Below are 25773 nucleotides of genomic sequence, written 5' to 3'. Positions count from 1 at the left end.
TTTACCGCATATAATGAAATTTTAGAATTAGTCGTTGAACTTGACAACAACTTTTTTGGAATTTGTAATATTTATCACAGATGGAATTTTCTTTTTCTTGTTCATATAACCAATGATTTGAGTCAACTTTTCAACTTTAAGAGGCCATTCATCTTTACCCATAAAGACGCTCGAAGGCTTTCCTTTAATTGAAAGAATCATCGTTAACTCTTTATCATCACTGATGATAACTTCAGAAATTAACTTTCTAAAAACAAGATCAAGATCTGCAATAATACGAGTGATATTTTTCTGAACAGTCTTATCCATTTCCCCTACTGGGATAGCAAGGTATGGTAGAGCATAATTTAATTTTTTTTCAGTTCTTAGAAGTATCTCATAAGTAGGATCAAATAGTTGACCATTATCAACAAGAATTGCTTCATAAGACTCCATCCCATTCTCTTTATAGATTTGAACTTTCATTAATGGGGATGGACATTCGTAGATAAAGTTTAGCATTCCTTCCATTGGATCATACTTAATAGCGTAATCTGATAAGAAATGTTTTTCTTTCAATTTATCTGCTGCAATAAGATTCTTCATACTTCTTAAAGAACGATTCTTTTCAAAGTCTTTCACTAGTTTCAGTGTAAGTGTTCCAGCAGCACGTGAAGGACATTTACCAAAAGCTGTCTTATATTTAATCTTCTCCGTAGGTTGAGAGACTGCTAATGCAGATCCACTCAAAAGAAGAAAAGAAATAATTGAAATAGCTTTTTTCATTAAATATCTATCCTGACTTCAGGCTCAAACTTTAAACCGTAATTGAGGTAAAGCTCATCCTGAACAATTTTAATAAGTTCTTTTACATCGCTGGCCGTGGCTTTATCGAAATTCTCCATAAAATTCCCATGGAGATTACTTACTCGTACGTCACCAACCTGTAATCCTTTCAAATTAAGTATATCAATAAATTGTCCTGCAGTGCAAGTTCGCTTATCTCCAACGATATTTTTAAAGACACTTCCACAAGTTTTTTCCTTTAATGGCTGTGACTTATTTCTCATTAGTAAGTAGTTACGAATCTTTTCTCCAAGGTATTTATCTTGCCCATTAGCAACTAGCTCGACTTTATAAACAACATCACCTGGCTTTAGAAAGTTGTTTTGACGATAAGAAAAACTATCTTTCGTTACCTCATGAAGATACTCATTCCCCTCTTTATCAATATACCAAACGCAGGCGATGATTTCACTAATCCAGCCAAGGCCTGTGCCAGCATTCATAAATACGGCCCCACCAAGAGTTGCAGGTATCCCTGTTATAACCTCCCATCCTTTGTTACCAAATTTTGAGGCATGAGAAGTTAAGCTTGATAACTTCACTGACGCAGGAAGAATATAACTTTCTCTATATTGATTAAAAATCGCACGATCATAATCAAAGTCTAAATTAATTATTGGATTTACAATTCTCTCATTTAAAAGTTGGTTAGCACCAAGACCTAAAAGCATATAAGTTATATTTTTAGATGTAAGTGTTCTTACAACTTCTTTAAGGGCAACCAAATCCTTTACAGTAATTAGGTCACCTTTAGACTGAAGTCTCATCGTTGAATATTTTGATAGATCTTTATCTATCTCAACTTCAATATTTTGAATATTACTTAGGATATCTTCAATCTTATTCATTGCGATCGTTATCTAAAACCCATTCTCTAATCACACGGCCAATAGAACCAGCTCCCAAAGTCATAATTGTCGAATTCTTATTAGACTTAATAATTGTATCTAAATCTTTAAGCTCAATATTCTTTGCAAGTCCAGGGTGAAGACGATTAATATCTTCAACTAATCTTTCTGAAGTAATTCCTGGGATAGGACTTTCACTGGCAGGATATATTGGACACATATACAATTCATCAACATCATTAAAGCAATGTAGGAATTCATTCCAACAGTCTTTAGTTCTTGAAAAACGGTGCGGTTCAAAGATTGCAATCTTCTTATGTGATCTAATTTCTTTTAAAGTATTTAGAGTGTTAGCAATTTCTGTTGGATGATGACCATAATCATCTAAGATTTCCACTTCATCTGTTTTATATAGTAACTGGAAACGACGCCCTACATTTTCAAAGCTTCGAATTGAGCTTCTAATCATGTCGACAGGAACTCCCATTTTATGTGCAATAGAGATAGCCCCTAGAGCATTTTGAACATTGTGCTTACCTGGAAGATTAATTGTGAAACGTCCAAGATTTTGCGACTCAACAATAAGATCAAACTCAGAGCAAAGGTCAGACATTTTAATATCGACGGCCCTATAATCTGCTTCTTTTTCAATTCCAAAAGTAACAATAGGTTTTTTAACCTTTGGCACGAGACTCATTAGTCTCTTATCATCTGCATTTAAAGAAGAAAGGCCATAGAATGGAACTTTATTAATAAATTCTTCAAAGCTATCCATTAATACATCTTCACTTCCATAGTGATCCATGTGATCAAGATCGATGTTTGTTACGACAGACATAATTGGATTTAGCATAAGAAATGATCCATCTGATTCGTCCGCTTCTGCAACAAGATACTCACCAGTACCAACTTTTGCATGACCAGCAAGATTGGAAACAATACCACCAATTATATATGTTGGCTCATAGTTACTGGCCTGTAAGATCGTCGCTAAAAAACTCGTTGTCGTCGTCTTGCCATGAGTACCAGCAATTGCGATTCCTCTTTTAAGTCTCATAAGTTCAGCTAACATCTCAGCTCTTCTCATAATAGGAATTTGTTTTTCACGCGCCATCTGCATTTCTGGATTTGTTTCGTTAACAGCAGATGAGTAAACCACCACAGTAGTATCCGGTGTGATATTCTCACGCTTGTGTCCAATAAATACTTCAGCTCCTAGACTTCTAAGTCTTGCAACATTTGCTGATTCACTAATATCTGAACCTGTTACTTTATAGCCAAGGCTTAGTAGAATCTCAGCGATACCGCTCATACCAATTCCACCAATTCCAATAAAATGCACGCTAATATTTTGAATATTAATATTCATACTTGTTCCTTTTCACAAGATTACTTCTTCTAAATTTAGCGCATATATTGGCTATTGTTGAGAAAAAAACGGCTTCTCATTTGATATCGATCGTTGACGTGACACACAAGAGAAGATTACACCGATTGCAATTAGATTACTCATTAGAGATGAGCCTCCATAACTAACAAAAGGAAGGTTTAAGCCTTTAGTTGGAAGAAGTCCTAAAACCACACCCATATTTAAACATGCTTGAACACCAATGATAAAAATAATGGACATGACCATTTTCTTAGCGATGTCGTCTTTTAAAGTTAAGGCAAGCTTAAAACCAATATGAGTAAAGGCAATGAAAAGTACGACAAAACCTAGAACCCCTAAGAAACCAAATTCTTCACCAATAACTGAGAAAATAAAGTCGTTATGTGCTTCTGGAAGAAAAAATAATTTTTCCAAACTATTGCCAATACCCTTTCCAAAAAAGCCACCATTAGCAAACCCAATCCATGACTGAATTACCTGAAAACCACTTCCTCTTGGATTGGCCCAAGGATCAAGAAATGCCATTAGACGCTTAACACGATAAGGCTGAGCAACGAGAATTAGCGCCGAGAGAATCGTGCCTGTTACGCCCATGATATAAAAGTACTTTCTATTGAAGTTTGAAATGAAACAAGAAAAACCCATTCCTAAAGCACAAATAAAAAATGTACCAAAATCTGGTTGTAAAAGAAGTAGTAATAAGACTAAGCCTATATTTGCAACGTACTTTAGTCGATTCTTTAAATTTAGCTTTTCATAATTTTCAAAAAAGAAAAGAGACATCATAAGGATTGTGTACTTTGCAAGCTCTCCAGGCTGAAGAGATCCAAATCCTAAGTTGATCCATCGGTTGGCACCTTTTGCAACAACCCCTAATCCAGGAATAAAAGTTAGAACTAATAGAAAAGCGACCACAAGATTTAAGTGAAATGAAAACTTAATCCAAAATTGATACTTCGTCTTTGCGACAACATAGGCCATTGCTACGCCTACTAGTGCAAAAAGTATTTGTCTTGAAAAGAAGTGAAGACTTGTACCGTAAACTTCTTTTGAAAACATATAAGATGAGGAGTAAACCATGACAATACCAACACCAACGATAATTGATGTGATAATTAAAAAGAGTTTTCCAAAACGATCCGTGTTTTCAAGAGTGTTCATATATTCATAATATATGAATTTTGAATTCGATGCAGTATAAATATAAGAAGCTGTGCGTTGGATTACTTGATGTACATCTGAGCAAATTGTCTTATTGGATCAAATCCACGCTCATCAAAACAAGTATATGCGTTGAATGGATCCAGACCTTCCCTTTGAATGATACTTAAAACACACTCTCTTTCTTTTTTATTTTTAACTAATGCCGCTACTGTTACGTGAAAACTATTCACACTACTGTGGTAATACTTGGCCACTTCACGAATACTTGCATAAGTCTCTGCGCTCTTCACATATGTACAAGCATTAAACTCAACTAGGCTTAAGGCCCTTCGATTATCTAAAATATCTGTTAAGCATTGGTACTGATACTTTGTTGTAATTTGCGAGCATTGTTTTTTAAAACGAAATTGGTTGTACTTTGTTAAGCGCTTATCAACTAGATTTTTACAGACTTTTACATAATCTGGATTAGCTTTGATTTGAGTAGAAAAAATAGAAACAAAAATAAAAAATAACAGAACCTTCATGACGAGATCATATGACTTAAAACTTGTTCTGTATTAGGCATAAAAAAAATGCCTGCATAAAGCAGGCATTTCTATAATTATTATTTCAAAAAATTACAATTGATAAACAAGTTTTTTGAAGTAGTTCCCACGCTCTTCGTAATCTCTAAAGAAATCCGTTGCAGGGTTACCTGGTGAAAGAATAATCGTGTCACCAGTTCTCGACTTTTGATAAGCAAATAGAACAGACTCTTCAAAAGATCCAACAATGAAAGTTTGTGGGTGCTCACCAAGAGCACGGTTCATTCTTTCTTTTGCCTCACCAACTAGAACAATGATTCTTGTCGTTTGGATTAGCTCATCAGTGAATGCTTCATACTCAAGTTCTTCAATGTCTTTCCCACCAGCAATTAAGATAACAGGAGTTTTAAACGCCTTAGTTGTCTCAACTAGTGTTCTCATATCAGTAGCTTTTGAATCGTTATAGAAAGATACACCGTTCTTTTCCATTAAGAATTCAATTCTGTGTGGAATTCCTGGGAATTTTGTTACACATGTTTGAATTGCTTCATCAGAAAGGTCTAGTGCCTTACATGCAGTGATAGCAGCTAGTAAGTTTTCACGGTTGTTTTGACCAATGATTCTCATTTTCTTAACAACAAATTCTGAGTGGTAATTGATATTTGAATGGATACGACGATCGTGGAAGTGCGTTCCTTGAATCTCTTCCATTACACCAAGCTTAACGAATGACCTTCTCGAGTACCAATAAGTTTGGCAATTTGCATTTCTAAAGAAGCTATTATTTGCAAGCTTATCGAAGTTAACAATTAAAGTGTCATCAGGAGATAAAGTCTTAATGATACTTAGTTTTGTTTCCATGTACTCACCCATCGACGTGAATTGTCCTTGTGGGTAAGTATCTGCGATATCAGTAAAGACAACCATCTTAGGGTGGAAGTCTGTTAGACGTCTCATTTGTACTGCTGAAACTTCAACAACTACGTAATCGATTTCATCTTTGTTTGGAAGCATTGAATACTCAATGAATGGACTTTCACTTGTTCCACCAACGAATACATTCTTTCCATCTTGTCTTAGAGTAAATCCAATCATGTGTGCTACAGTTGTACGACCATGAGATCCACAAACAGCGATGATTGGCTTACGACAAAGCTTATTACCAAGAGCGAATTCTGAGTAAACCTCTTTACCTTCACGTCTTGCAAGCTCTAGTTGTGGCATATTCGGATCAACCGATCCAGAGTACACAACAACGTCTGCATTAATAAAGTCATCGTCAAGGTGTTCACCAAAAGTCATTTCAACTGCTGGCTTAATCTTACGAAGTTTCTTAACTGCTTTATTGAGATCGAAGATAGGTTTAATATCTGTTACTCGAATATTACATTCAAGACGATTAAAGAAGTTTATGAGTCTGAAACCAGTTTTTCCAATACCTACGATTAGAATATTCTTGTTTCTAAATCTATCCATTAATTACCTCATCTTCAAAGTTGCGATTGCTAGAATCGCTAAAAATATACTTATAATCCAAAATCTAACAATTACTTTTGGCTCGGCCCAACCGAGCAGCTCAAAGTGATGATGTATCGGCGCCATCTTAAAAATTCTCTTCTTGCGAGTTTTATAAGAAGCAACCTGTAAAATTACCGAAACTGCTTCGGCAACAAAAACACCACCAATAATAACAAAAAGTAATTCACTTCTTGTCAGTACGGCCATTGTCCCTAGTGTACCACCTAAGGCAAGGGACCCCACGTCACCCATAAAAATCTGAGCTGGGTATGTGTTATACCATAAAAATCCAACGCCTGCACCGACGATTGCAGCACCAATGACAGCTAATTCACCAACATTTTCAACGTACGGCACAAAAAGGTATGATGCGATCTCTCTGTGACCTGTTGCATAAGCAATAAAGCCAAGAGTTGCTGCAGATGTGATAATTGGGCCGATGGCCAAACCATCTAGACCATCCGTTAAATTTACGGCGTTACTCGAGCCGACAATAACGATGGCACCAAAGATGACAAAGAAACTCATCAAATTAAAAACTGGCCCCTTAACAAAAGGAACGAATAGTTGTGTATCAATGACATTAAAATGGACCATTGCAAATACTGCAATAAGCGCTGTTGCAAATTGCCATATAAGCTTACCTCTGGCCGAAACACCTTTTGTATTTCCTTTAGAGATCTTTGCGTAATCATCAATAAAGCCAAGAACGAAATATGATGCTGTAACACCACAAGTGATAAGAACTGGAAGAGAATTAAAATTACCAGTTATTAACAGAGTCAACAGAATCGTACCCAAGATAAAAACACCACCCATTGTTGGAGTTCCGGCCTTTTTTAAGTGAGACTCTGGTCCATCATCACGAATCACTTGTCCAAACTGCTTTCGTTGCATGAAGCCGATAAAGTACTTACCCCAAATAACTGAGATAACTGTCGCGAGCAAGAAGGCCACAACTGTTCTAAATGTGATGTATTTAAAAATATTAAATGCGAAGAATTCATCCCTTAAGGGATAGAGGAAATGATACAGCATGTAATCACCTGGTTTTTAAATTATATTACATAGTTATATCTATTAGCCTCTCTAGTTGTAAAGAACGAGAAGCTTTTAAAAAAATATAATCGTACGAATTTAATACTGATGGCCAATTTGGGATGAAATCATCAAGATTTTTAAACGTTTTAGACTCGCCGCTATATTTATTTGCATAAAATTCTGAAAATCGTCCAATAAAGATAGCATCCTTAATCTTTAAATCATTTAAGAGCTCTGCTATTTCTTCATGATGCTCTTGGGTCTTATCCCCCAACTCATTCATGTCACCAATTACAAAGATAACATTTTTTTGAGATGGAACTTGTTTTGCAAACTCTGTGATCGCTAACTTCATAGAAGTTGGATTTGCATTGTATGCATCTAAATATATTTTTGAATCATTAACATTAATCCACTGCGCTCTTTTATTTTCTGGCAGCCTCAGTTTTTTAAGTTCATGAAATAAACTTAATGAAAAAATATTCTCTAAAATAAAACAGGCAGCTTGAACATTCCAGCGATTGTATGATTCCTTAATAAACTCACTTTCAAACTCACATACATTATCTGAAGAAACAGGAATAATCTTATCAGTAATCGCAAGTGTTGCTAGCTTTTCATCTTCCATATTTAAGAAGAATTTCTTCCCATGATCTTTTACCCAACGATAAAGAGCAGACTTCTCTTTTAACACTCCATCAAGATCAATAAGGAATTCTGTGTGGGCATGGCCAACATTTGTTATATAACCATAATCAGGTTGAGCTATTTCACAAAGAACTTCAATCTCACCAAAATGATTTGTTCCCATCTCAACAATCGCAAATTTGTGATCATCTTTAATTGAGAATATTGTGAGTGGCACTCCTATATGATTATTTAAATTTCCCTGAGTACAAATAACTGCATCATGAAGAATAGATTTTGCTAAGGAAAACAATAATTCCTTTGTCGTTGTCTTTCCATTTGAACCAGTTAGTCCAAAAACAAAACCTCCATTACACTTCCATTCAGTAATTCTATATTTTGCAGCTTCTTGGAGAAATGAAAGGCTGTCATTAACAAGAAAGAAACATGTCTCAGTGTATTTATTTGAAAGAGTTTTAATTTGTTCTTCTCTCTCAAGCGAATAAGTTAGAACAATCGATTTCGCGCCATTTTTAATAGCATCCTCTATAAAATCATATGCATCAAAGCGCTCACCTTTTAGAGCTACAAATGTATTTTTTCCATTAGGCATACGCGAGTCAGTTGATAGAAGAATTTCACTATCTAAATCCTTACCAATCTTTTTCACTAGACCAGTGATTTTATTAAAATCTGAAATTATCATAATTCACCTAATGCACTCTTTACTTCTTCTATATCACTAAAGTGGTGTTTTACACCTTTAATGTCCTGATACTCTTCATGTCCCTTACCTGCAATAATCACTGCAGTAGGACGTTTATATTCTCTTACATATTTATGAATTGCTTCTTTTCGATCAACAACAACATCGACTTCGCTTTTATTGCCCTCAAGAATATCATTAATAATATCTGCAGGTTCTTCAGTTCTTGGGTTATCACTTGTAACGACAACCTTGTCACTAAACTCAAGTGCTGCTGCAAGCATCTTTGGACGTTTTGTACGATCGCGATCGCCACCACAACCAAAAAGAGTAATAATGTCATAAGAGGCAAAATGCTTTTTTGTTTCACGACAAATATTTACAATAGCATCTGGAGTATGTGCGTAATCGACAATAAATACACTATCGCCTTTTCTAAAAAGATTAAATCTTCCTTTTGGTAAAGATAGCTTTATATTTTTATTTAACTTAATACCGCAAGCTCTTTCACATAGAGCAAAGGCAAGCTCTAAGTTATCTATGTTATAGCTGAGGTTAAATTCCTCTCCATATAAATTCTTAGTCTCTGGGGCTAAATCAAAATCTAACTTATCTTGGAATTCATTTTTTTGTGAGCGCGGTATGATAAAGTTTGTATCACAATACTTAGCAAGTTTTGCTTTGGCATTAAAGTAAGATTCCATTGTTCCATGATAGTCGAGGTGATCTTGAGTAAAATTAGTCCAACCTATCGAATCAAACTTCATTTTCTTAACACGCTCTTGCTCTAATGCGTGAGAACTAACTTCTAAACAAAAGTAAGTAATATTTTTTAACTTGAAAATTATTCTTCGTAGGTCAATGAAAGAAGGTGTAGTAGCTGATAAGCTCTCCATGATTTCACTTTCATTTTTAACGACACCTACAGTACCAATACAACAAGCATCTAAATTATTTGCATTCAAAATTAACTGACACAAATGAGCAACCGAAGATTTTCCATTCGTCCCAGTAATACCAATTAACTTCACTTCACGATTTATAGGATATAGCTCTTCTACAAGCTCTTCTTGTAATTTATAAAAATCATTATCATCTACTACGAGAGTTGTAATATCTGAGACTTCTCTATTTGTTATAACAAGTCCTGCACTTCCTTTTTGATAACGCTCACGAAAAAGGGCCATAGCCTTTTCATTGTCATGAATACGATAAAAAGCAATATCACAAGGTTTTGCTTGATCAAGATTGGCAGTTAAGTCGCTTAGACCTTTTAATATAATTTTATATTTTGAGATTAATTTATTCATATGTTGGTGGTGCGTACTTAAGCTTTACAATGACTTCTCCATCGCGAGTACTTCCGGCTTCAGGTGTTTGTTCCTTAACAACACCAACTCCGATATGACTTAAGTCGATTTCTAACTTTTGCGCCAGTGCCATTGCAGACTTTTTATCAAGGCCCACAAAATTTGGAACTGTGCCACGTCCAGTATAGCGCTTAGCTGATTGAACCCTCTTTACAGAGTCGAATGCAATATCGTTCTTATAAGCTTCATTCTCAGCTAGACCTTCAAATTCTTTATTTTTGTAAAGTAGGTATTCAGTTACTTTTCTAAAGACCGGTCCTGCGACAGAGTTTCCATAATATGATTTACCACGCGCTGGTTTATCAACATATGAGTAAACGACAAACTTCTTCTTAACTCCTACTGGAAAGCCTAGAAAACCAGGAATATAACCAGTATAACGGCCGTTATTATCAGCTCTTTGTGCTGTTGACGTTTTTGCAGCAATTTTAAAATAAGGAATTCTTCCTTTTCTCGCAGTTCCTCTCTCAACAGTATTTACCATCATATCTGTTATAGATTTTGCAATCTCTGGTGGTAGAACTCTTTTTGACTTAACTTTCTTCGGGTCATCAACTTTTAAAATTGTAGGTTGAACATAAACACCGTCATTTGAAATTGCTGCAAAGGCTGCAAGCATTTGAATTCCAGTTGTAGCAACGCCTTGTCCGAAACTGATATTACTTAATGACAGAGGCGATACATTTTTATCGTCTGTAAAAATTCCACGTGACTCAGCAGGAAGTTCAATTCCTGTCTTCTCACCTATTTTGAATTCATTTAGAGTTTTCTTTAATTTTGGAAATGTTAAATCAAAGGCAATTTTAGTTGTTCCAATATTAGATGAATACATAAGAATTTCTTCGACAGAAAGCCATTCAAATTTCTTTCTTGATTCAGCTTCTTTAATAATATGATCTTCAACTTTTAAACGGCCTTGTTCGCAGTAGTAATTAGTATCGGGACGAACAACCTTATTTTCTAAGGCAGAAGCTAATGTTAGAACTTTAAGTGTTGAACCAGGTTCAAACGGATCACTAATAAACGCCAATTTACGATCACTACTTTTTGAGTCACCAACATCATTAGGATCAAATGTAGGATAATTGGCCATTGCAATGATTTCACCTGTTTCGGCATCCATTACACCAACACCACCACGTTTCGCATCAACATTCTCTACGGCTTCTTTAATGGCCTTTTCAGCAACCGCTTGAACTTCTTTATCGATCGAAAGATAAACATCGTTTGCTCTTTCCGTTGGGATATTTTGACTTACATATCTTACTGGACGACCTTTATTATCCTTAAAGTATTTAATAATTTGTGGCTCACCTCTAAGTTCTTTATCAAATCGGTGCTCAATACCAGCAAGCCCATTATTGTCTAATCCAACAAAACCTAGTGTTTGAGCAGCTAACTCATGGTTTGGATAAATCCTCTTTGGTATCTCTTCAATATAAATACCCTTAAGTTTTTTAATCGCGGCAACCTGCTCTTCTGTTAACTTAGATTTTCTGGTAATCCAAGTAAAACGATTTCTCTCAAGAGCTTTCTCAGCTATGCCCTCTAATTCCATTTCAGGTAGAATGGCCTTCAATTTTTCATAAACTTTCTTATCTGAAATATTCTTAGGAATTGTGAAGATAGAATATGTTCTAATATTGATAGCAAGAGGATTTCCATTACGATCATAAATATGGCCACGTCTAGGAAAGACTTTTCTCTCTCTAAAGAACTGCTTCTTAGATTGTGATAATAAATGTCCGCGATCGACTACTTGAATACGAAATGCTTTCACAAGTATAGCAACAAATGCAATTGTGAAAATTACGTATATAACTTTTAATCTGTTCTTTAAATTATTATCACTCACTATAATTACTTCTTAGCTGGAACAACAATAATTTGATGCTGCTTCGGCTGTGCTAAGTTATAGTTACGGGCCATCTTTCTTAAATTCGATACAGATAGAAGTCTAGCTTTTTTAGCTTTCAACTCTTTGCCCTCAACTTTAATTCTCTCTACTTCTTTTTTAACTGTTGCGATTTCATAGTTCAGCTCTATCCCTTTCATTCTAAAAAGAACAAATAAAACTGTAATCACAACTAAACTAAGAACAATTGGTAAACCTTGTGAACTTAAAACTATTCCTTTTAGCTTTGATCCAATACCATCACTCTTAGATTTTGTTCGACTCATCCTTGAGGCCATTTAACAATCTCCTATTGTTACTCATTTTCAATCTTTGAAAACTTTTCGTATTTATTCTTCGATTTCTTACTCACGACTCTTTTAAGAATTCTAAGCTTAGCACTTCTTGATCGAGAGTTTTCAGCAATCTCTTCATCACTTGGGATAATTGGCTTTTTAACTTCATTTTCGAAAAGCATTTCTCCAAGTCCATTTTTTTCATAATCTTTAAAAAGTTTCTTCACTATTCTATCTTCTAATGAATGAAAACTTATAATTAATATTCTACCACCAATCTTTAATAATGGTAGCACCTGATTAATTACATCGGTTATTACATCAAGCTCGCGATTAACTTCGATTCTTAACGCTTGAAAACATTTTGTTGCTGGATGGATACGACCAAATTGTAATTTCTTCGGATAACAATCTTTAATCAATTCTGCTAACTGAAATGTTGTATTAATCGGGCCATTCTTGTCCCTTTCAAGGACAATTCGTTCAGCGATTCTCCAAGCGTATTTTTCCTCACCATAATCTCTAAAAAGATTTGCTAAGTCTTGGGCAGAGTATCGATTGATAATATCTTTAGCGGTTTGAATACTGTCATTATCGTAATCCATTCGCATATCAAGCGGCGCATCAACACGAAAAGAAAAACCACGTGAGCCTTCATCAAAATGGTGAGAAGAAACACCTAAATCAAGAAGGACACCATTGAGTCCGCCATTTTCTTTTACGAGATCAGCATGGTTGCCCATGACAATATTTTCAAAATGACAAAAGTTTGAATCGTGTAAGAAGAGTCTGTCCTCAACACCGTTTTTCTTAATTAATTCACGTCCATTTTTTAACGCATCAGGATCTTGGTCGAAAGAAATTAACTTGGCCTTAGTATCTCTTTTTACAATTGCTAGTGAGTGGCCTCCGGCCCCAAATGTGCAATCAGCAAAAAGTAATTGATCATGTTCTTCACTATCTAAATAAAGATAGTCGAGACATTCTTTTTTTAAGACCGAATAGTGCTCTTTATATTCATCAACCATTAAATAACCTTATTTTACAACTAGTTAGCAGTTACAATTTACACGAAAAAAAAGTGAACAAACTTTTATTATCTTTCATTTATTTGACTTGTATACACTACCAATGCCAAAATTTTACATCTAGCGCAAGGAATTTAAAAGAACTATGAGAGATACTGATTTAATTTTAAATAAATATATTGAATCAAAAGTTTTAGATTTTAAGAATCGTGTTAACGCATATAACGCTAGAAAAAATTATTCTAAAAGCTTCTTAAACTCTGCAAAAGAATTAACTAAATCAGATCTACTTGAAAGATTTAATTTAGTTAAGAATAATCTCTCACCTAATGAAGCACTTAAGCTTATGCGAAATCTTGTTACCTCAAGTGCTTGGATTAGCTTTTCAACTGCTCGTTATATTCATTCACTGACTAACTTCAAAAGCTTTGATAATAAATTTGATTTTGATAAGGTCAATTATCGTTTCTTCAACGATTTAAAGGCACGTAAACCAATAGAACTTACAGATGAAGAAATCTTTAAAATAATCTACAACGAAGTAGAATATGCAAAGTATCATCCGACATATATTTCTAACCTAGACGAGCCAAAGACGGATATTACTATTGTTCTAGTTCCAGGAGTATTCAATGAGTTATTCTCTACTCCTTCATTCGAGAGAGCATGTCAGCACCTGAAAATGAATTATAATATTAAGTATTATACTCCAGAAGTTAACGGTTTTGATAATTGCTTAAAAAACTCTAAGTCACTGCGTGATCAAATCTCTCAATATGTAAGTGAACATCCAGATGAAAAGTTGTGGTTAGTGGCATTTTCTAAAGGTGGACTAGACTCTCTTCATTACTTAACAGAATATAGTAAAGAACAAGACTCGATTATAGGACTTTCTACAATTGCTTCTCCTATCTTGGGATCGAATTCATTTAATAAGAAATTTATTAAAACGCTGAATCTTATTCATAATTTCTCTGATTCAAAACTCTATCAACTCATTGATGGTAAAAAAGATATTTTAGCAAAAGAAATGCAAAAATCTCTCTCTTCAACTTTTCGAAGGCCATGGATGAGAAATAATCACGAAAAACTAAATCCAAATTTATTTTATACATCGATTGGATTTTCTTCAAAGTGGTACGAGAGTCATCTATGGATGATGTTAATGAAAATGTTCATTAGAAGTAAAAATGACAATGACGGAGTTGTTGATACGGAAAGCTCTTTATTTCCCTACTACTTTGAACGAGGAATTAAGCTAGGTATCCTTGATGGCCACCACCTCATTGGGAGAAGATCATCTTTCTACTGCCAAGAGGCACTAATCGAAGCTCATATTCACTTTTTAAAATATAAAGGGCTACTCTTTTAAGCCGCCCTTTAAATTCATTAGTACTAATTTTGACATTACTTTTAGGGTTTCAAAGACACCCACACCCTTAACTGCAACAGCATCAAATGCTGGCCTTTCATCGGCATTGAGTGTTTGATTCATATCTTCTACTGGTGTTACGTTTGGTAGATCTCTCTTATTCCATTGAAAAACAATTGGAATTTGATCAATATCGTAACCCTGTTCAGTTAGATTCGCTTCAAGACTTTTTAATGATTCAATATTAGCTTCCATTCTCTCTAGTTGAGAATCTGCTACAAAGATCACACCATCAACACCACGAAGAATTAACTTACGTGAAGATTCATAGAAAACTTGACCAGGAACTGTATATAAGTGAAAGCGAGTTTTAAATCCTCTTATCTCACCTAGATCAAGTGGTAGGAAATCAAAGAAGATTGTTCTCTCATTTTCAGAATCGAGAGAAACCATCTCACCTTTATTTCCACCAGCAGTTTTCTGATATATGTATTGGATATTCGTTGTCTTACCGCCAAGACCTGGCCCGTAATAAACGATCTTACAATTAATTTCCTTCGTATTGTAATTTACAAAAGACATCTGGCCCCCGTTATCCTAAAACGCCTGCAAAGAGGTCATCGACTTCGTTATCACTAATATCATCAAATAGAAAAACCTCATTTGGATCACTATCCCCTGATAAGTGTGCTTCAATAAATTCTGGAAGCTTCGATTCAATACTTCTAATTCTTGATTTTAATTTGGCCGGATTATCGACATCAAAATAGATAAGGCTTAGATAAATGTCATCGAAAAGTCCTGAGAGCTTTGTTATATAAATCCCTTTTGATGAAGTCGCATAATTAAATCTAAATTCATCTTGTGTTTCTTCAGGGATAAATTGAGAAAGAACTGAACTTGCCTGCCATACACCAGCAATTAGTGCACCAGCAGTATCACTATCGAAATCAGTTTCAACGCTTTTAAATGAATAAAGTGGTATTCCATCTTGTCGACAGACAATCAATCCACTATTTACAAGAGAATCTAGTCCACTATATTCTCTAAAAAACTCTTGAATAACGACTTCAATGTTATCCATAAACCTTCCTTACATTTTGGTTTTATTTTCTAATGCCTTAGATATAGTCATTGTATCTAAGTAGTCGAGATTCCCTCCCATAGGAATCCCGAAGCCAATTCTATCAACATTAACTTCGTCTGAAAGTACTGATTTTATGTAGCTACAAGTAGCGTCGCCTTCAACAGAAGGACCAATAGCAAGAACCACTGATTTGATTTTTAACTCATCAACACGTTTTTTAAGCTTATCAATATTCAGTTCCGCTGGACCAACTCCAAGAAGAGGATTAAGAACTCCACCTAGAACATGATACAATCCGCGATATTGGCCGCTTCTTTCAATGGCCATATAATCTGTAATAGACTCAACAACACAAATCTCTGTTGATTCTTTACGATGAATATCACTACAAACTGCACAGATATCTTCATCCGCAAAAACGCCACATTGATTACATTTTTTTAATTCTGCTAATTCATTTAGTGCGATTGCAAAGTCGCCTAACTCTTCTTTAGTCCACTTGGCCAGGCTGAGAACATGTCTTAGAGCACTCTTCTCACCGATACCAGGTACTTTAGAAAATGAATCAACAAGATTATTAATTCTTTCAGGTAGTTTCATTAAGTTATAGCCTTAGAAAAGTCCTGGAATGTTTAGACCGCCAGTTACCTTACTCATTGCATTCGAAACCATATCTTGAGACTCTTTAATAGCCTGGTTAACAGCAGTTAAAACAAGATCTTCAAGAGTTTCAACATCATTCGGATCTACTGCTTCAGGATCAATTTTGATAGCTTGAATTTCTTGCTTACCAGTAATTGTAATTTTAATAGCTCCACCACCTGAAGATACTTCAAGCTCACGCTTTTCAAGTTCTTTTTGAAGTGTACTAATTTTTTGCTGCATTTGTTGAGCCTGTTTCATTAGGCCTTGCATTCCCTTTGCCATTTTATTCTCCGATTTTATTCATCTTCATTTAAGATAATTTTATCAATTTTAGAATTAAATATTGAACTGGCTAATTGAAGCATTTCATCACCTTCAATTTCCTTTCTTTGATTTTGCTTTTCAATATTTTCATTTTCTATATTAATTTCAAACTTTGATTTAAAGTCTGTCTCTTCTGCTTTTTTCTTTTCAACTAATTCAATAGAAAGATCGATATCCTGAACTTGAAAGTAACTTCTAAGATGCTCTCTTACCTTTTCAAGTGTTTCCTGATTATTCATATGATCGTAAAAAACTTTTGCGCCAATAGGATAACCAATTAGAAGTGATACCTTTTCGAGCTGAACAACAAGATCGCCAATTAAGTTACCTTGTTCCATGTTGGCACCCATTACTGGTGATGTCTTTGCCAAGTAAGCAAGAAATCCATCCCATGTTCTTGGTCCTTCAATAACAACTTCCTCAACGGCCGAAACTTCATTAATTTCTTCGGCTTCAACGACTTCTTCAGTTGATTGTTCTACTGGTTCTATAGGATCATCAAAAATAATCTTATGAGGTTTTGTAACTTCTTCAACTTTAGGCTCTTCAACTATTATTTCAGCCTCAGATTCTATAACTTCAATTTTTTCTGGTTGTGGTTGTGGCTGTGTTTGAATTTCACTAGTATTTACTTCATCAGCTTGGGCCACAACTTGGGCCTTAGGCTTTCCCGCAGTATCCTCCACTTGGGTATCTGCAATAATTTGATGTCTTAATGCTACTTTTCTCATCGCAAGCAGAGTTGCATCTGTTGGGATGATTGATTCAAGCGTCCAAGTAAAATCTTTAGCAAGAGTCTCATAAACCCAGTAAAGCTCTGCTCGTGTCGTTTTATCAAAAATTTCACCATCAACTTTTGATAAAACTCGTGATCTATCATTGAAATCTTTAGCAATAACGATTGAAAAAAGGTTTTCAAGAATTGATTTCACAATATTTTGAAGTGAGATATTCTGTGAGATCAATGCACTAAACATATTTGTTAACTCTTCTACATTACCAGAAAGAGTTGAATCAATTAGTGTTTTAATTGAGCTAAGTTTTGCTATCCCTAAGGCTTGAGCAAAAATATCTTCATTAATATCTTGGCCGTAAGAGAAACTTAAAACTTGATCAAATAGAGAAAGAGTATCTCTAAAAGATCCGTTCCCTAATTTTGCAAGTGTTTCAATTAACTCAGAATTAGCAAAAGTAATATTTTCTAGTTTTGCAATATTAACAATGTGAGACTTTAATTCCTCAACTGTTGCATTAACAAAATCAAAGCGCTGACATCTTGAAAGAACAGTTCCAAGTAACTTTTCAGGCTCTGTCGTTGCCATTAAAAATATGGCATGTTCTGGTGGTTCTTCTAATGTTTTTAAAAGTGCATTGAAAGCACTATTAGAAAGCATGTGAACTTCATCAATAATATAAACTTTATATTTTCCACTAGAAGGAAGATAAGAAATATTACTAATTAACTCTCTTACATCATCAACACTATTATTAGATGCACCATCAATTTCAATTACATTCATCGAAGCTGCAGAATCAAAATCATGACATGCATTACATTCACCACATGGATTTTGGTTTTCATCACGAGCTTCACATCTTAATGCTTTTGCAAAAATTCTTGCTATTGTTGTCTTACCAATTCCACGAGTACCAGAAAAAATATACGCATGACCAAGTCGATCTTCTCTTAAAGAATTAACTAAAGTTTTAACAATATGTTCTTGCCCAACAAAATCTTGAAATTTTGCAGGACGATATTTTCTGGCCAAGACCTGATATGACATTGAGCACCATCACTTTATATGATTTTAAAAATTTTACTTGTTAACTATAGGAAAAATTATAGGTATTGGAAAGGGGCAGCCGATACAAACACAATGCAACAAAGGTTACCGTTGCTTCGTTCCCGACCTGGCGGAGTTAGCCCCGCTGCATTTGTCTGACCGGCTACCGTCCTTGAATATAATATTTATCTTAGCACGATGTCAATGAAAGCTAGTATTTAATGATAATCGTCTCACCTTTCAGACTCACTGAGTCGGAATTAATGAACTTCATAACAAATTTTAAAACGAATTTTGTTGCTGTCATACCAGCAACACGGGCCCTATCAACTTTAATACGTACTTCTCGTTGATCAGGATGGACATCCAATTTACCAGCGGCCTTAAAATTAAATGTGAAAACAGATTTCAACTTGGCCTTCATACTAAAATGACCATTTGCAACAGTGATTTTCAAATCACGGATACGATTCTTATCTGACTCGGCCTTATCTTCACTAATCTTTTGAATACTGAAATCAGATCTTCTCAGACAGCCTTCATAAATAGAGACTGCATCAACTTCTTTATCTGTTGGCTCAATCTTCACACATCGAGCTTCTATTTTTGTGAAAGTGAACTCACCCTTCTTTGTTCTTGCCTCTAGCTGGTTAGCAATTAGACCAAGGTGTTCTCTCTCAAAATATACTTGGCCATCAAAAACATTAAACGGCATTCCTTCTCTTAATAACTTAATCTCTTTCCCGGCAATTCGTGACTCTTCTAGGCAGCCAGCAAAAATTAAATCAATATTAAAAGCATTAATATTAGGATCTTTATAACAGTTAATATTTATATTCTTAAAGTTGATCGAGCTATTTAATAAATTACCCGTAGCGCTTTGAGCGTCAATGACTATGCTATCTTCAGTAAAGGCAACTTCTTTTCCTCTAATGTTTACATTCGATTGACTCGTACTATTTTGCTTAATTTCGACAATTGCAAATTCCTTACCTTCAAGAGGTTTGATATGCATATCTTTCAAACAAATCTCATCAAGCTTAAATGTAAATTCATCACTCTGACATTTAATATCAACATCTTTGATATCAAAAAGGAATTGATCAGCACCAATGCTTAACTGAGGTCCATTAGCAAAGAATCCAGACTGTGCAAATTCAATTTTCGCTTCCCTTGCATAGATCATGTTAAGAAAATCAATTTCTGTAAACTGAGGTAGATGTGTTGTTAGGTTCAAATTATCTTTTTTGAAATTGATTCTGTTATTAAATAAGAAAGTATCAACTAAAAATAATTCCCCATTTTCAGCTAAATCAAACTCCACTGCATCATACTTAATATAAACATCTCTAGCATGGGCCTTTCCACCAAGAAAATTACTTCCAATTGCTCTATTAAGATTGATTGAATCAACCTCAAAATACATTGAATTTGCCATGCACGAAAGTGCGAATGTTGCAGGTAAGAAAAATTTAAACATATGTTATATGTTCGATAAATAACGTCAGAATGTAAATACTAGAGATTTAACTTTGACGCTTTCGATAAGTTTTTCGACGTAATTTAAAGAAATCCGATAATACTTTCGAGCATTTAAAGTGCTCGACACCACCGATGATAGAAAATTTATGATTAAATCTTTTATCTTTTTGAAAGCTATAACCAAGTGATACAGAACCAGCTTTTTGATCATAAGCACCGAAGACAACATTTTTGAAACGTGCCTGTAAAATCGCATAGAGACACATCGGACAAGGCTCAAGAGTTATATAGATAGTACAATTAAGTAATCTCCAATCCCCCATTTTTTCACTTGCTTCTTTAATGGCAATTATTTCAGCATGCGCTGTTGTATCTTTTTGCTGCTCTTTTAGATTATGGGCCCTGGCAATGACATTATCATTTTCATCAACAATAATTGCTCCAACAGGCACTTCTCCGGCCTTGAAAGCTATTTCCGCTTCTTCAAGTGCCAAATTCATATTCCATATGTGAGATTTAATATTCATGATTTAAATTTTTTGTCTTTCTTAGCTTTTCGCTCAAAGTTCCAGTACTTCTCTAATTCGCCGTATCGACGACGAGAATCTTCATCGGTATTGTGAAACCTTACCCCGTAAGTATATGGCCTACCAATTGAATGTTGTCTCTTAGATACCACCTCAACACTTAAGCGTCCATCAATGCTTGTTGTGAATGGCTCGATTTCAAGCTTTTGACCAATTTTCAAATCATCAAATAAAGTTAATCCACCTGCTTTACGTCGTAAGTCTACTAACCTTCCTTCAATCCCATCTAAGTCATCGCAATATACTTTAGTCTTTAAGTCATTACGGTATCTAAAATCGTATTCCCACCAACCAATGACAGGATAGAAAACAGGTGTATATAAAGAAAAGCAAAGCACACCTAATAGCATCAATGACATTGTATAAAGAAAGAATAGTGAAAAATCATTGTAGTAGTATAGGGATCTTAAAATATAAAAAATAATAAATAGTCCTACGACGACACTTAATGTCCAAAAAGAATAGTGAACATTTTTTTGCATGCGATAATAGAGTCTATATAAAATTACAGAAAAAATTATTCCAAATAAGGCAATAAAGTTAAATTGGAATTTGAAGAATTCATATCCTTTCGCTAAGAAGAATAAAAACATGTGTAGCGAAAATAACGCCTGAACTTTATTAAAATCACTTTTGATCGATAGCTTACTTATACTTATTAACATTGTTCTATTTTAACAAAATAGGATTATTTGATAATTAGTGGAACTATTTGCTTAGCTCCTTTTTCACGAGTAAATTTATAGCCTTTGCCATCAATCTGAAGTTCATATTCACCAGGAGCCAAATTCAAAGGATACATGTAAATATGATCATAAATACCATACCAAGATCGTAGGTCTGCCAATTCAGATTCTTGTATTGCTCGATTTCCGGCTGCATATGCTGCACTAGCTGATAAGTAAGCAATCAAGCTACCGTTGTTATAGAGACTACGATATGTTTGATAAGCAGAAGTAAGAAGCGCAATATGTTTGGCGGCAAGCCTTGCACCAACCTTGGCCTCTAATAATGCGACATCATTCTTAAGAGAACTACTTAAGACTTCCGACGTATTTGCCATGAGGATCAATTCACCACTATCTAGTTCTTCACCCTTTGAGTTTTTAATATTAATCTTTTTAGGTGTAGATATATCTTTTGAATCTATTTTAGGAAGTTCAAAGTAAATTTTTGGTTCTGCTCCTCTTGTAAGAGCAAGCATTTTTAAAGAGAAAGAGACAAAATCGTCCATACCTTCATTATTAGAAATATAAACTCCTACAGGTAAACCAAGAGGAAAATCATATACCTTGGCAGTCTTTTTAATTACATGTCCATTCATAATGATAAGATAAGTGTTATACGATTTCTTACTATTAAAAAAATCTTGTGTACGCTTATAAGTTTGCGTCTCAGTTATATATTTCGATAATTCATCTTGAGAAACTAAGTGAAGTTTCTTGTAGTCTTCCTGATATTTCTTATGAGATGAATTAAAACTTGGATAAAGACCCATCTGTTGTACTAAATCTTTTTTTCCAATCATTTTGAAATTGTTAACAATTGATCGATCCTTTGCTCTACCATAAGTATCATGAACAACAATACCCATAAGATCAATAAAGGTTGATCCTTTATAGACTGCACGACCTCTATTTTGTGCCTTGAAATTTTCAATATAGGCACTCCAATCTCTTAACGTTGAAACCATCGCCTGTTGATGAAATCTTCTTTTATTATCAGAATCAACTTCTTTGCTTTTCATATAGTGAGCAAGGATTTCATAAAATCTAATATTGGCTTGCTCAAATTGATTTGGGTAATAAATATCAGTAGCTTCACCAATGAATAGAGATTCTACTTTATTAGAGATACTAATTTTATAGAGATCATTTGCAATTTCTTTTGCATTGTTCAGATGTATAAGAGCATTGTCATAATCTTTTAAATTAAAGAAAGCAATTCCAAGCTCGGCCTGTTTTAAAAAACGATCCTCATCTCTTTTATAAACTTCACCTTTATTGATTTTTTCAACAACTGACTTGTAGTCATTCTTAGAATATAAAGAAGAGATTAGATCTCCTTCATCCCTTACTTTTCTGGCTGCACATGAGACAAATAAAATAAGGAATGAAAGAATAAGAATTCTATTAAAATAGGCTTGCTTCAACTAATTACCAACCTACTTTAGATTTCTCAGAGTATTTATTTACACGAGTTCTTGTTCTCATAACTTCAACACCTCTTGAGATATCAGTCATTCGAATATTCATCGTATACTCTTTTAGAGTTTTTCCGCTTCTAGAGCGTGGTTGCATTCTTACATTACCAAAAATCATAATATCAGCACCAGCTGCATTACCAATTTTTTTAGCTTCTGCAGGACTTACCATACCGTCATTTTGATATTGAATTTCTTTTAAAAGAGCTTCACGCGCAGACGCATCAATTAAAATATACTCACCTGACTCACTTAACTGAGTTAAGAATTCATCTGAAATATCATCTGAAGGAAAGTATGGCTCAGCAGTTTGATTACTAAATTCAGCAACAAACACCTTTGGACGACGACCTAGCTTTAATAAATAATTTTTAAAACCTTTATGTTGTTTCATTTTTTGAATTACTGTTTCAACTGAGTTTTCAGTGTCTCGAGTAACCCATGCATCTGTAATTTCTAATGACTTCTCATCTGAAGTATCACCTGAAACACGTTCTGCTTGAAATCCCCCACAAGAAGCTAGTGCGAAAAGCATTGTTAGCGTTAAAATCTTTTTCATATATCCTCCATTAAATTTTTAAATCTACAAAAATATCAGGTATATCATCTGCAAGTTCATCAACAACCTGTTTGATAATTGCATTTTCAGAACGGCCTGTCTGTGTATACCTTTTTGTAATATTCAATTTTCCTTTTCTGAAATTAATTTCTAATGTTTTCTTTACGAAACCATCAACGTTTAAGAACTCGTCGATGAGAGCTATCGCAATATTTAAACGTGTCTCACTTTTTCCAGAAAATACATTATTCTTATTCAATTCACTTATTAACAATTTATCAACTATTTCAAACTTAGGTTGTGAATAAATATGTAATGTAATGTCTTTCTTAGATCGAGAGTCATATTTTTTAATATTAGATTTATATTTATCCACTAAAGTCATCATATATAATTCTAATTTTTTAATGACACTATTATTGGCCCTAATCTTAGAAAAAACTAAATTATTACCACTATTATATAGCTCTTCATTTTCTTTCTTAAGATCTGAAATATCACTTCTCAATTTAGAGATAAACTTCTTCGTGTTCAACCCCATCAGGACACAATAATATGAATCCTCATCGACAAAGGATTCTATCATTTCAACGCCAAAAAGATTCTCTGAAACTTCTTCACTTACAAAATCAGAATATTCACCTTCATCTAATTTGCCATTAGAACTTTCTATTGAGGTAAACTTAGCTTTTACTTTAACTTGAAAATTTTTTGCTATTTCAACTCGTGCATCTTCCGTAGCTTCTTTTTCACTAAGGCCACAAGTCTTCGCACATAGGAAATCCTTTGGACAAGACTTAATTTGTCCAAATGAATATAGACTAACAAGTGATAGTAATAAAATTTTATTCTTCAAATTTCTGTCTCAGCTCTTCTTTGTGTGAATCTTTTGCAACAGCAATAGCTTTTTCTTGAGCATAACGAATCGCTCTTTGTAGCGTTTCTTCCTTAATGCCAACTAAAGAATAACAAGCATAGTATGGATCACCAATTAACTTATCATCTTTCATTTTCTGTCTCTTTTCCCAATACTGTTCCTTAACTCTAACACCAGATACTTTAGTTCTAATTGATTGAGTAAGAGTTTCAGAGAATGTTTTCACCTCTTGTGAGTCTTCATCAAGATTTGTTACTTCAGTATAATCGTTTGCAATTTCTTGAGAAATTTCAGAAGCAATTACTGCTGTCGATCTTGCTGTTGCTGACTTTACACAAAGTCTTCTATTTCTATTTTCTGATTGAGATAAGAAGTAATGATAGTCTTTATCACCTTTGTAATTGTCAGTACTTTCTAACCAATCAGGTTCAATTTTGTTTGAAGCATTTAAGATTTTATAATCAATTTCAAACTCTCTTGCCTTCTTACCAGAGGAACAAGAAAATAAAGTAATTGATATTAAAAAGAATGATAAAATTTTTGTCATGGTATCTCCCGAAAAAATAGCCTTATTAGACTTTTCTAAGTCAACTAATTTTACTTTACGTTGAGATATAATCAATGAAAAATTATTTTAATAATTCCTTAACGGCGATGTGACTGAGTAAGAAGCCTACTGTTCCTGTCATGTATGTGGCAGTACCTAGACCACCATCACAATCAAGCTTTAGTGCAGCTGAAGTATTATCTAATTCGCACTTTTTAATCTTCTTAGAAGGCTCTGGTGAATATACACATTGAACTTTTGCTTTTGAGCGGCCTAGTGGATAAAGATGTTTCTTTTTTAGCTCTTGCCTTACTTTACGATAAAGCATGTCTTGTTTTGTTTTAGATAACTCAGCGACTGTAATCATTGTAGGATCAACTTTGCCACCAATGGCCCCAGAACTTACAATTTTGACTTCACGCTTATAGCATTCGTTAATAAGAATTGCTTTCTCACGAGGGGCATCAATTGTATCAATAATAATTGATGGTGATTCTGCAAAAATCTTTTCCATATTCTTTTCATTGAAAAAGCAATAATGGCAGACGACTTCACAGTCTGGATTAATAGTAGCGATCCTCTCCTTAAGAGCATCAGCTTTCATCTTTCCATAATTTCCATCATGAGCATGTAGTTGACGATTTGTATTTGAAACACAGATATCATCAAGATCAACTAAAGTGATTTTATTAACACCAAGACGTGCGATAGATTCCACGCACCAAGTCCCCACTCCGCCAAGGCCAATAATCATAAAGTGTGAATCTTTAATAACAGAAAAAGCTTCCGTTCCCAGTAGGGCGGCTATTCCATTAAATCTTTGTTCGTGATTTGACATAGGCTTGTAAAAACAGGTGCTTAAGAACATGGCGCACTCGGCAGGAGTCGAACCTGCGACCTTCTGATCCGTAGTCAGACACTCTATCCAGCTGAGCTACGAGTGCGCATGTAGAAGTATTTATAGCCCCTAACTGCTCATATTGTCAATGCGTTCTTGCATTCAGGGAAATAATTTGTCAGAGAGGGCCAAATCATTGGACAATAGCCTCAATTTATTAATTATTTACAGCTA

At 34.4% G+C, this 25773-nt stretch carries 26 protein-coding genes, 1 tRNA gene and 1 other RNA gene; 1 reads left to right on the top strand and 27 read right to left on the bottom strand.

The window, feature by feature from the left end; all coding sequences use genetic code 11:
• Positions 1-27: 27 nt before the first annotated feature.
• The 12 genes from ACMAYL_RS09670 to rsmH all read right to left on the bottom strand — a co-directional run bounded on the left by ACMAYL_RS09670 (position 28) and on the right by rsmH (position 13234).
• On the bottom strand, positions 28-765 hold the full coding sequence (locus ACMAYL_RS09670) for a hypothetical protein (RefSeq protein WP_103218517.1): 738 nt from the start codon (positions 763-765) through the stop codon (positions 28-30).
• Positions 765-1673: a UDP-N-acetylmuramate dehydrogenase gene (murB, locus tag ACMAYL_RS09665; protein ID WP_103218518.1), complete on the bottom strand. Its 909-nt coding sequence runs from the start codon at positions 1671-1673 to the stop codon at positions 765-767. Before murB ends, ACMAYL_RS09670 begins: the two co-directional genes overlap by 1 nt.
• Positions 1666-3042, bottom strand: a complete 1377-nt coding sequence (murC, locus tag ACMAYL_RS09660; RefSeq protein WP_103218519.1) for a UDP-N-acetylmuramate--L-alanine ligase — start codon at positions 3040-3042, stop codon at positions 1666-1668. Before murC ends, murB begins: the two co-directional genes overlap by 8 nt.
• Positions 3043-3093: 51 nt before the next feature.
• Positions 3094-4224, bottom strand: a complete 1131-nt coding sequence (gene ftsW, locus ACMAYL_RS09655; protein WP_103218520.1) for a putative lipid II flippase FtsW — start codon at positions 4222-4224, stop codon at positions 3094-3096.
• Between the two features lie 62 nt (positions 4225-4286).
• Entirely contained in the window at positions 4287-4754 is a 468-nt protein-coding gene (locus tag ACMAYL_RS09650; RefSeq protein ID WP_412470450.1) for a hypothetical protein, read from the bottom strand.
• A gap of 93 nt (positions 4755-4847) precedes the next feature.
• Entirely contained in the window at positions 4848-6230 is a 1383-nt protein-coding gene (gene murD / locus ACMAYL_RS09645) for a UDP-N-acetylmuramoyl-L-alanine--D-glutamate ligase (protein WP_103218522.1), read from the bottom strand.
• A 3-nt stretch (positions 6231-6233) separates the two neighbouring features.
• A complete protein-coding gene (gene mraY, locus ACMAYL_RS09640) occupies positions 6234-7310 on the bottom strand; it encodes a phospho-N-acetylmuramoyl-pentapeptide-transferase (protein ID WP_103218523.1) in 1077 nt (358 codons plus the stop codon).
• A 25-nt stretch (positions 7311-7335) separates the two neighbouring features.
• Positions 7336-8646 carry a UDP-N-acetylmuramoyl-tripeptide--D-alanyl-D-alanine ligase gene (locus tag ACMAYL_RS09635; protein WP_412470451.1) on the bottom strand — a complete coding sequence of 437 codons (1311 nt, stop codon included), beginning with the start codon at positions 8644-8646 and terminating at the stop codon, positions 7336-7338.
• On the bottom strand, positions 8643-9956 hold the full coding sequence (locus tag ACMAYL_RS09630; protein ID WP_412470452.1) for a Mur ligase family protein: 1314 nt from the start codon (positions 9954-9956) through the stop codon (positions 8643-8645). The genes ACMAYL_RS09635 and ACMAYL_RS09630 overlap by 4 nt, the downstream gene beginning before the upstream one ends.
• Positions 9949-11796 carry a penicillin-binding transpeptidase domain-containing protein gene (locus ACMAYL_RS09625; protein WP_412471035.1) on the bottom strand — a complete coding sequence of 616 codons (1848 nt, stop codon included), beginning with the start codon at positions 11794-11796 and terminating at the stop codon, positions 9949-9951. Before ACMAYL_RS09625 ends, ACMAYL_RS09630 begins: the two co-directional genes overlap by 8 nt.
• Before the next feature lie 80 nt (positions 11797-11876).
• The gene (locus ACMAYL_RS09620; protein WP_103218527.1) at positions 11877-12209 is read right to left on the bottom strand and encodes a hypothetical protein; all 333 of its coding nucleotides are present in this window, start codon (positions 12207-12209) and stop codon (positions 11877-11879) included.
• 17 nt (positions 12210-12226) lie between these two features.
• Complete coding sequence (gene rsmH / locus ACMAYL_RS09615) at positions 12227-13234, bottom strand: 16S rRNA (cytosine(1402)-N(4))-methyltransferase RsmH (RefSeq protein ID WP_412463536.1); 1008 nt, start codon at positions 13232-13234, stop codon at positions 12227-12229.
• Positions 13235-13379: 145 nt separating this feature from the next.
• On the opposite strand from rsmH, the gene ACMAYL_RS09610 reads away from it, so the two are divergent.
• On the top strand, positions 13380-14606 hold the full coding sequence (locus ACMAYL_RS09610) for an esterase/lipase family protein (protein WP_103218529.1): 1227 nt from the start codon (positions 13380-13382) through the stop codon (positions 14604-14606).
• Here the strand turns inward: ACMAYL_RS09610 and ACMAYL_RS09605 are convergent.
• From ACMAYL_RS09605 to ACMAYL_RS09535, 15 genes are all read right to left on the bottom strand, one after another.
• Positions 14595-15188, bottom strand: a complete 594-nt coding sequence (locus ACMAYL_RS09605) for a GTP-binding protein (RefSeq protein WP_103218530.1) — start codon at positions 15186-15188, stop codon at positions 14595-14597. The genes ACMAYL_RS09610 and ACMAYL_RS09605 overlap by 12 nt on opposite strands.
• 10 nt (positions 15189-15198) lie before the next feature.
• Positions 15199-15690: a hypothetical protein gene (locus ACMAYL_RS09600; protein ID WP_103218531.1), complete on the bottom strand. Its 492-nt coding sequence runs from the start codon at positions 15688-15690 to the stop codon at positions 15199-15201.
• 9 nt (positions 15691-15699) lie between these two features.
• Positions 15700-16293: a recombination mediator RecR gene (recR, locus tag ACMAYL_RS09595; RefSeq protein ID WP_392993869.1), complete on the bottom strand. Its 594-nt coding sequence runs from the start codon at positions 16291-16293 to the stop codon at positions 15700-15702.
• Between the two features lie 12 nt (positions 16294-16305).
• Entirely contained in the window at positions 16306-16620 is a 315-nt protein-coding gene (locus tag ACMAYL_RS09590; protein WP_103218533.1) for a YbaB/EbfC family nucleoid-associated protein, read from the bottom strand.
• Positions 16621-16634: 14 nt separating this feature from the next.
• Positions 16635-18446, bottom strand: coding sequence for a DNA polymerase III subunit gamma/tau (gene dnaX / locus ACMAYL_RS09585; protein WP_103218534.1), 1812 nt, complete (start codon positions 18444-18446; stop codon positions 16635-16637).
• A gap of 71 nt (positions 18447-18517) precedes the next feature.
• Positions 18518-18614: signal recognition particle sRNA small type (gene ffs / locus ACMAYL_RS09580), an RNA gene on the bottom strand.
• 43 nt (positions 18615-18657) lie between these two features.
• Positions 18658-19926, bottom strand: coding sequence for a hypothetical protein (locus ACMAYL_RS09575; RefSeq protein ID WP_412471034.1), 1269 nt, complete (start codon positions 19924-19926; stop codon positions 18658-18660).
• Between the two features lie 46 nt (positions 19927-19972).
• Positions 19973-20428 (bottom strand): nucleoside deaminase, encoded by a 456-nt coding sequence (locus ACMAYL_RS09570; RefSeq protein WP_199177556.1) that lies wholly within the window; start codon positions 20426-20428, stop codon positions 19973-19975.
• Between the two features lie 23 nt (positions 20429-20451).
• Positions 20452-20997, bottom strand: a complete 546-nt coding sequence (locus ACMAYL_RS09565) for a PilZ domain-containing protein (RefSeq protein ID WP_393099625.1) — start codon at positions 20995-20997, stop codon at positions 20452-20454.
• Positions 20998-21203: 206 nt separating this feature from the next.
• Positions 21204-22667 carry a hypothetical protein gene (locus tag ACMAYL_RS09560; RefSeq protein WP_412470456.1) on the bottom strand — a complete coding sequence of 488 codons (1464 nt, stop codon included), beginning with the start codon at positions 22665-22667 and terminating at the stop codon, positions 21204-21206.
• A 4-nt stretch (positions 22668-22671) separates the two neighbouring features.
• Positions 22672-23277, bottom strand: coding sequence for a CsgG/HfaB family protein (locus tag ACMAYL_RS09555; protein ID WP_103218539.1), 606 nt, complete (start codon positions 23275-23277; stop codon positions 22672-22674).
• 10 nt (positions 23278-23287) lie between these two features.
• Entirely contained in the window at positions 23288-24133 is an 846-nt protein-coding gene (locus ACMAYL_RS09550; RefSeq protein WP_103218540.1) for an LPP20 family lipoprotein, read from the bottom strand.
• Positions 24123-24701, bottom strand: coding sequence for a hypothetical protein (locus tag ACMAYL_RS09545; RefSeq protein WP_392993881.1), 579 nt, complete (start codon positions 24699-24701; stop codon positions 24123-24125). The genes ACMAYL_RS09550 and ACMAYL_RS09545 overlap by 11 nt, the downstream gene beginning before the upstream one ends.
• Before the next feature lie 82 nt (positions 24702-24783).
• Positions 24784-25539: a ThiF family adenylyltransferase gene (locus ACMAYL_RS09540; protein WP_158246911.1), complete on the bottom strand. Its 756-nt coding sequence runs from the start codon at positions 25537-25539 to the stop codon at positions 24784-24786.
• Positions 25540-25568: 29 nt separating this feature from the next.
• Positions 25569-25645 (bottom strand) — tRNA-Arg (locus tag ACMAYL_RS09535).
• Positions 25646-25773: the final 128 nt, after the last annotated feature.

The organism is Halobacteriovorax sp. RT-2-4, assembly GCF_047085445.1.
Classification (GTDB): Bacteria; Bdellovibrionota; Bacteriovoracia; order Bacteriovoracales; family Bacteriovoracaceae; genus Halobacteriovorax_A.
Note: the sequence above shows the minus strand (reverse complement) of the source record. Positions and strands in the feature narration are given on the sequence as shown.

What these genes read in the sequence shown, in the direction of transcription:
- ACMAYL_RS09545 (WP_392993881.1), bottom strand. Translation starts at nt 24,701, where the DNA reads ATGACAAAAATTTTATCATTCTTTTTAATATCAATTACTTTATTTTCT.
- ftsW (WP_103218520.1), bottom strand. Translation starts at nt 4,224, where the DNA reads ATGAACACTCTTGAAAACACGGATCGTTTTGGAAAACTCTTTTTAATT.
- rsmH (WP_412463536.1), bottom strand. Translation starts at nt 13,234, where the DNA reads ATGGTTGATGAATATAAAGAGCACTATTCGGTCTTAAAAAAAGAATGT.
- ACMAYL_RS09600 (WP_103218531.1), bottom strand. Translation starts at nt 15,690, where the DNA reads ATGGATAACATTGAAGTCGTTATTCAAGAGTTTTTTAGAGAATATAGT.
- recR (WP_392993869.1), bottom strand. Translation starts at nt 16,293, where the DNA reads ATGAAACTACCTGAAAGAATTAATAATCTTGTTGATTCATTTTCTAAA.
- ACMAYL_RS09605 (WP_103218530.1), bottom strand. Translation starts at nt 15,188, where the DNA reads ATGTCTTTTGTAAATTACAATACGAAGGAAATTAATTGTAAGATCGTT.
- ACMAYL_RS09670 (WP_103218517.1), bottom strand. Translation starts at nt 765, where the DNA reads ATGAAAAAAGCTATTTCAATTATTTCTTTTCTTCTTTTGAGTGGATCT.
- ACMAYL_RS09630 (WP_412470452.1), bottom strand. Translation starts at nt 9,956, where the DNA reads ATGAATAAATTAATCTCAAAATATAAAATTATATTAAAAGGTCTAAGC.
- ACMAYL_RS09650 (WP_412470450.1), bottom strand. Translation starts at nt 4,754, where the DNA reads ATGAAGGTTCTGTTATTTTTTATTTTTGTTTCTATTTTTTCTACTCAA.
- murC (WP_103218519.1), bottom strand. Translation starts at nt 3,042, where the DNA reads ATGAATATTAATATTCAAAATATTAGCGTGCATTTTATTGGAATTGGT.
- ACMAYL_RS09635 (WP_412470451.1), bottom strand. Translation starts at nt 8,646, where the DNA reads ATGATAATTTCAGATTTTAATAAAATCACTGGTCTAGTGAAAAAGATT.
- dnaX (WP_103218534.1), bottom strand. Translation starts at nt 18,446, where the DNA reads ATGTCATATCAGGTCTTGGCCAGAAAATATCGTCCTGCAAAATTTCAA.
- ACMAYL_RS09590 (WP_103218533.1), bottom strand. Translation starts at nt 16,620, where the DNA reads ATGGCAAAGGGAATGCAAGGCCTAATGAAACAGGCTCAACAAATGCAG.
- ACMAYL_RS09620 (WP_103218527.1), bottom strand. Translation starts at nt 12,209, where the DNA reads ATGGCCTCAAGGATGAGTCGAACAAAATCTAAGAGTGATGGTATTGGA.
- ACMAYL_RS09565 (WP_393099625.1), bottom strand. Translation starts at nt 20,997, where the DNA reads ATGCAAAAAAATGTTCACTATTCTTTTTGGACATTAAGTGTCGTCGTA.
- murD (WP_103218522.1), bottom strand. Translation starts at nt 6,230, where the DNA reads ATGGATAGATTTAGAAACAAGAATATTCTAATCGTAGGTATTGGAAAA.
- mraY (WP_103218523.1), bottom strand. Translation starts at nt 7,310, where the DNA reads ATGCTGTATCATTTCCTCTATCCCTTAAGGGATGAATTCTTCGCATTT.
- ACMAYL_RS09570 (WP_199177556.1), bottom strand. Translation starts at nt 20,428, where the DNA reads ATGAATTTGGCACTTGAAGAAGCGGAAATAGCTTTCAAGGCCGGAGAA.
- ACMAYL_RS09540 (WP_158246911.1), bottom strand. Translation starts at nt 25,539, where the DNA reads ATGTCAAATCACGAACAAAGATTTAATGGAATAGCCGCCCTACTGGGA.
- ACMAYL_RS09555 (WP_103218539.1), bottom strand. Translation starts at nt 23,277, where the DNA reads ATGAAAAAGATTTTAACGCTAACAATGCTTTTCGCACTAGCTTCTTGT.
- ACMAYL_RS09610 (WP_103218529.1), top strand. Translation starts at nt 13,380, where the DNA reads ATGAGAGATACTGATTTAATTTTAAATAAATATATTGAATCAAAAGTT.
- murB (WP_103218518.1), bottom strand. Translation starts at nt 1,673, where the DNA reads ATGAATAAGATTGAAGATATCCTAAGTAATATTCAAAATATTGAAGTT.
- ACMAYL_RS09575 (WP_412471034.1), bottom strand. Translation starts at nt 19,926, where the DNA reads ATGTTTAAATTTTTCTTACCTGCAACATTCGCACTTTCGTGCATGGCA.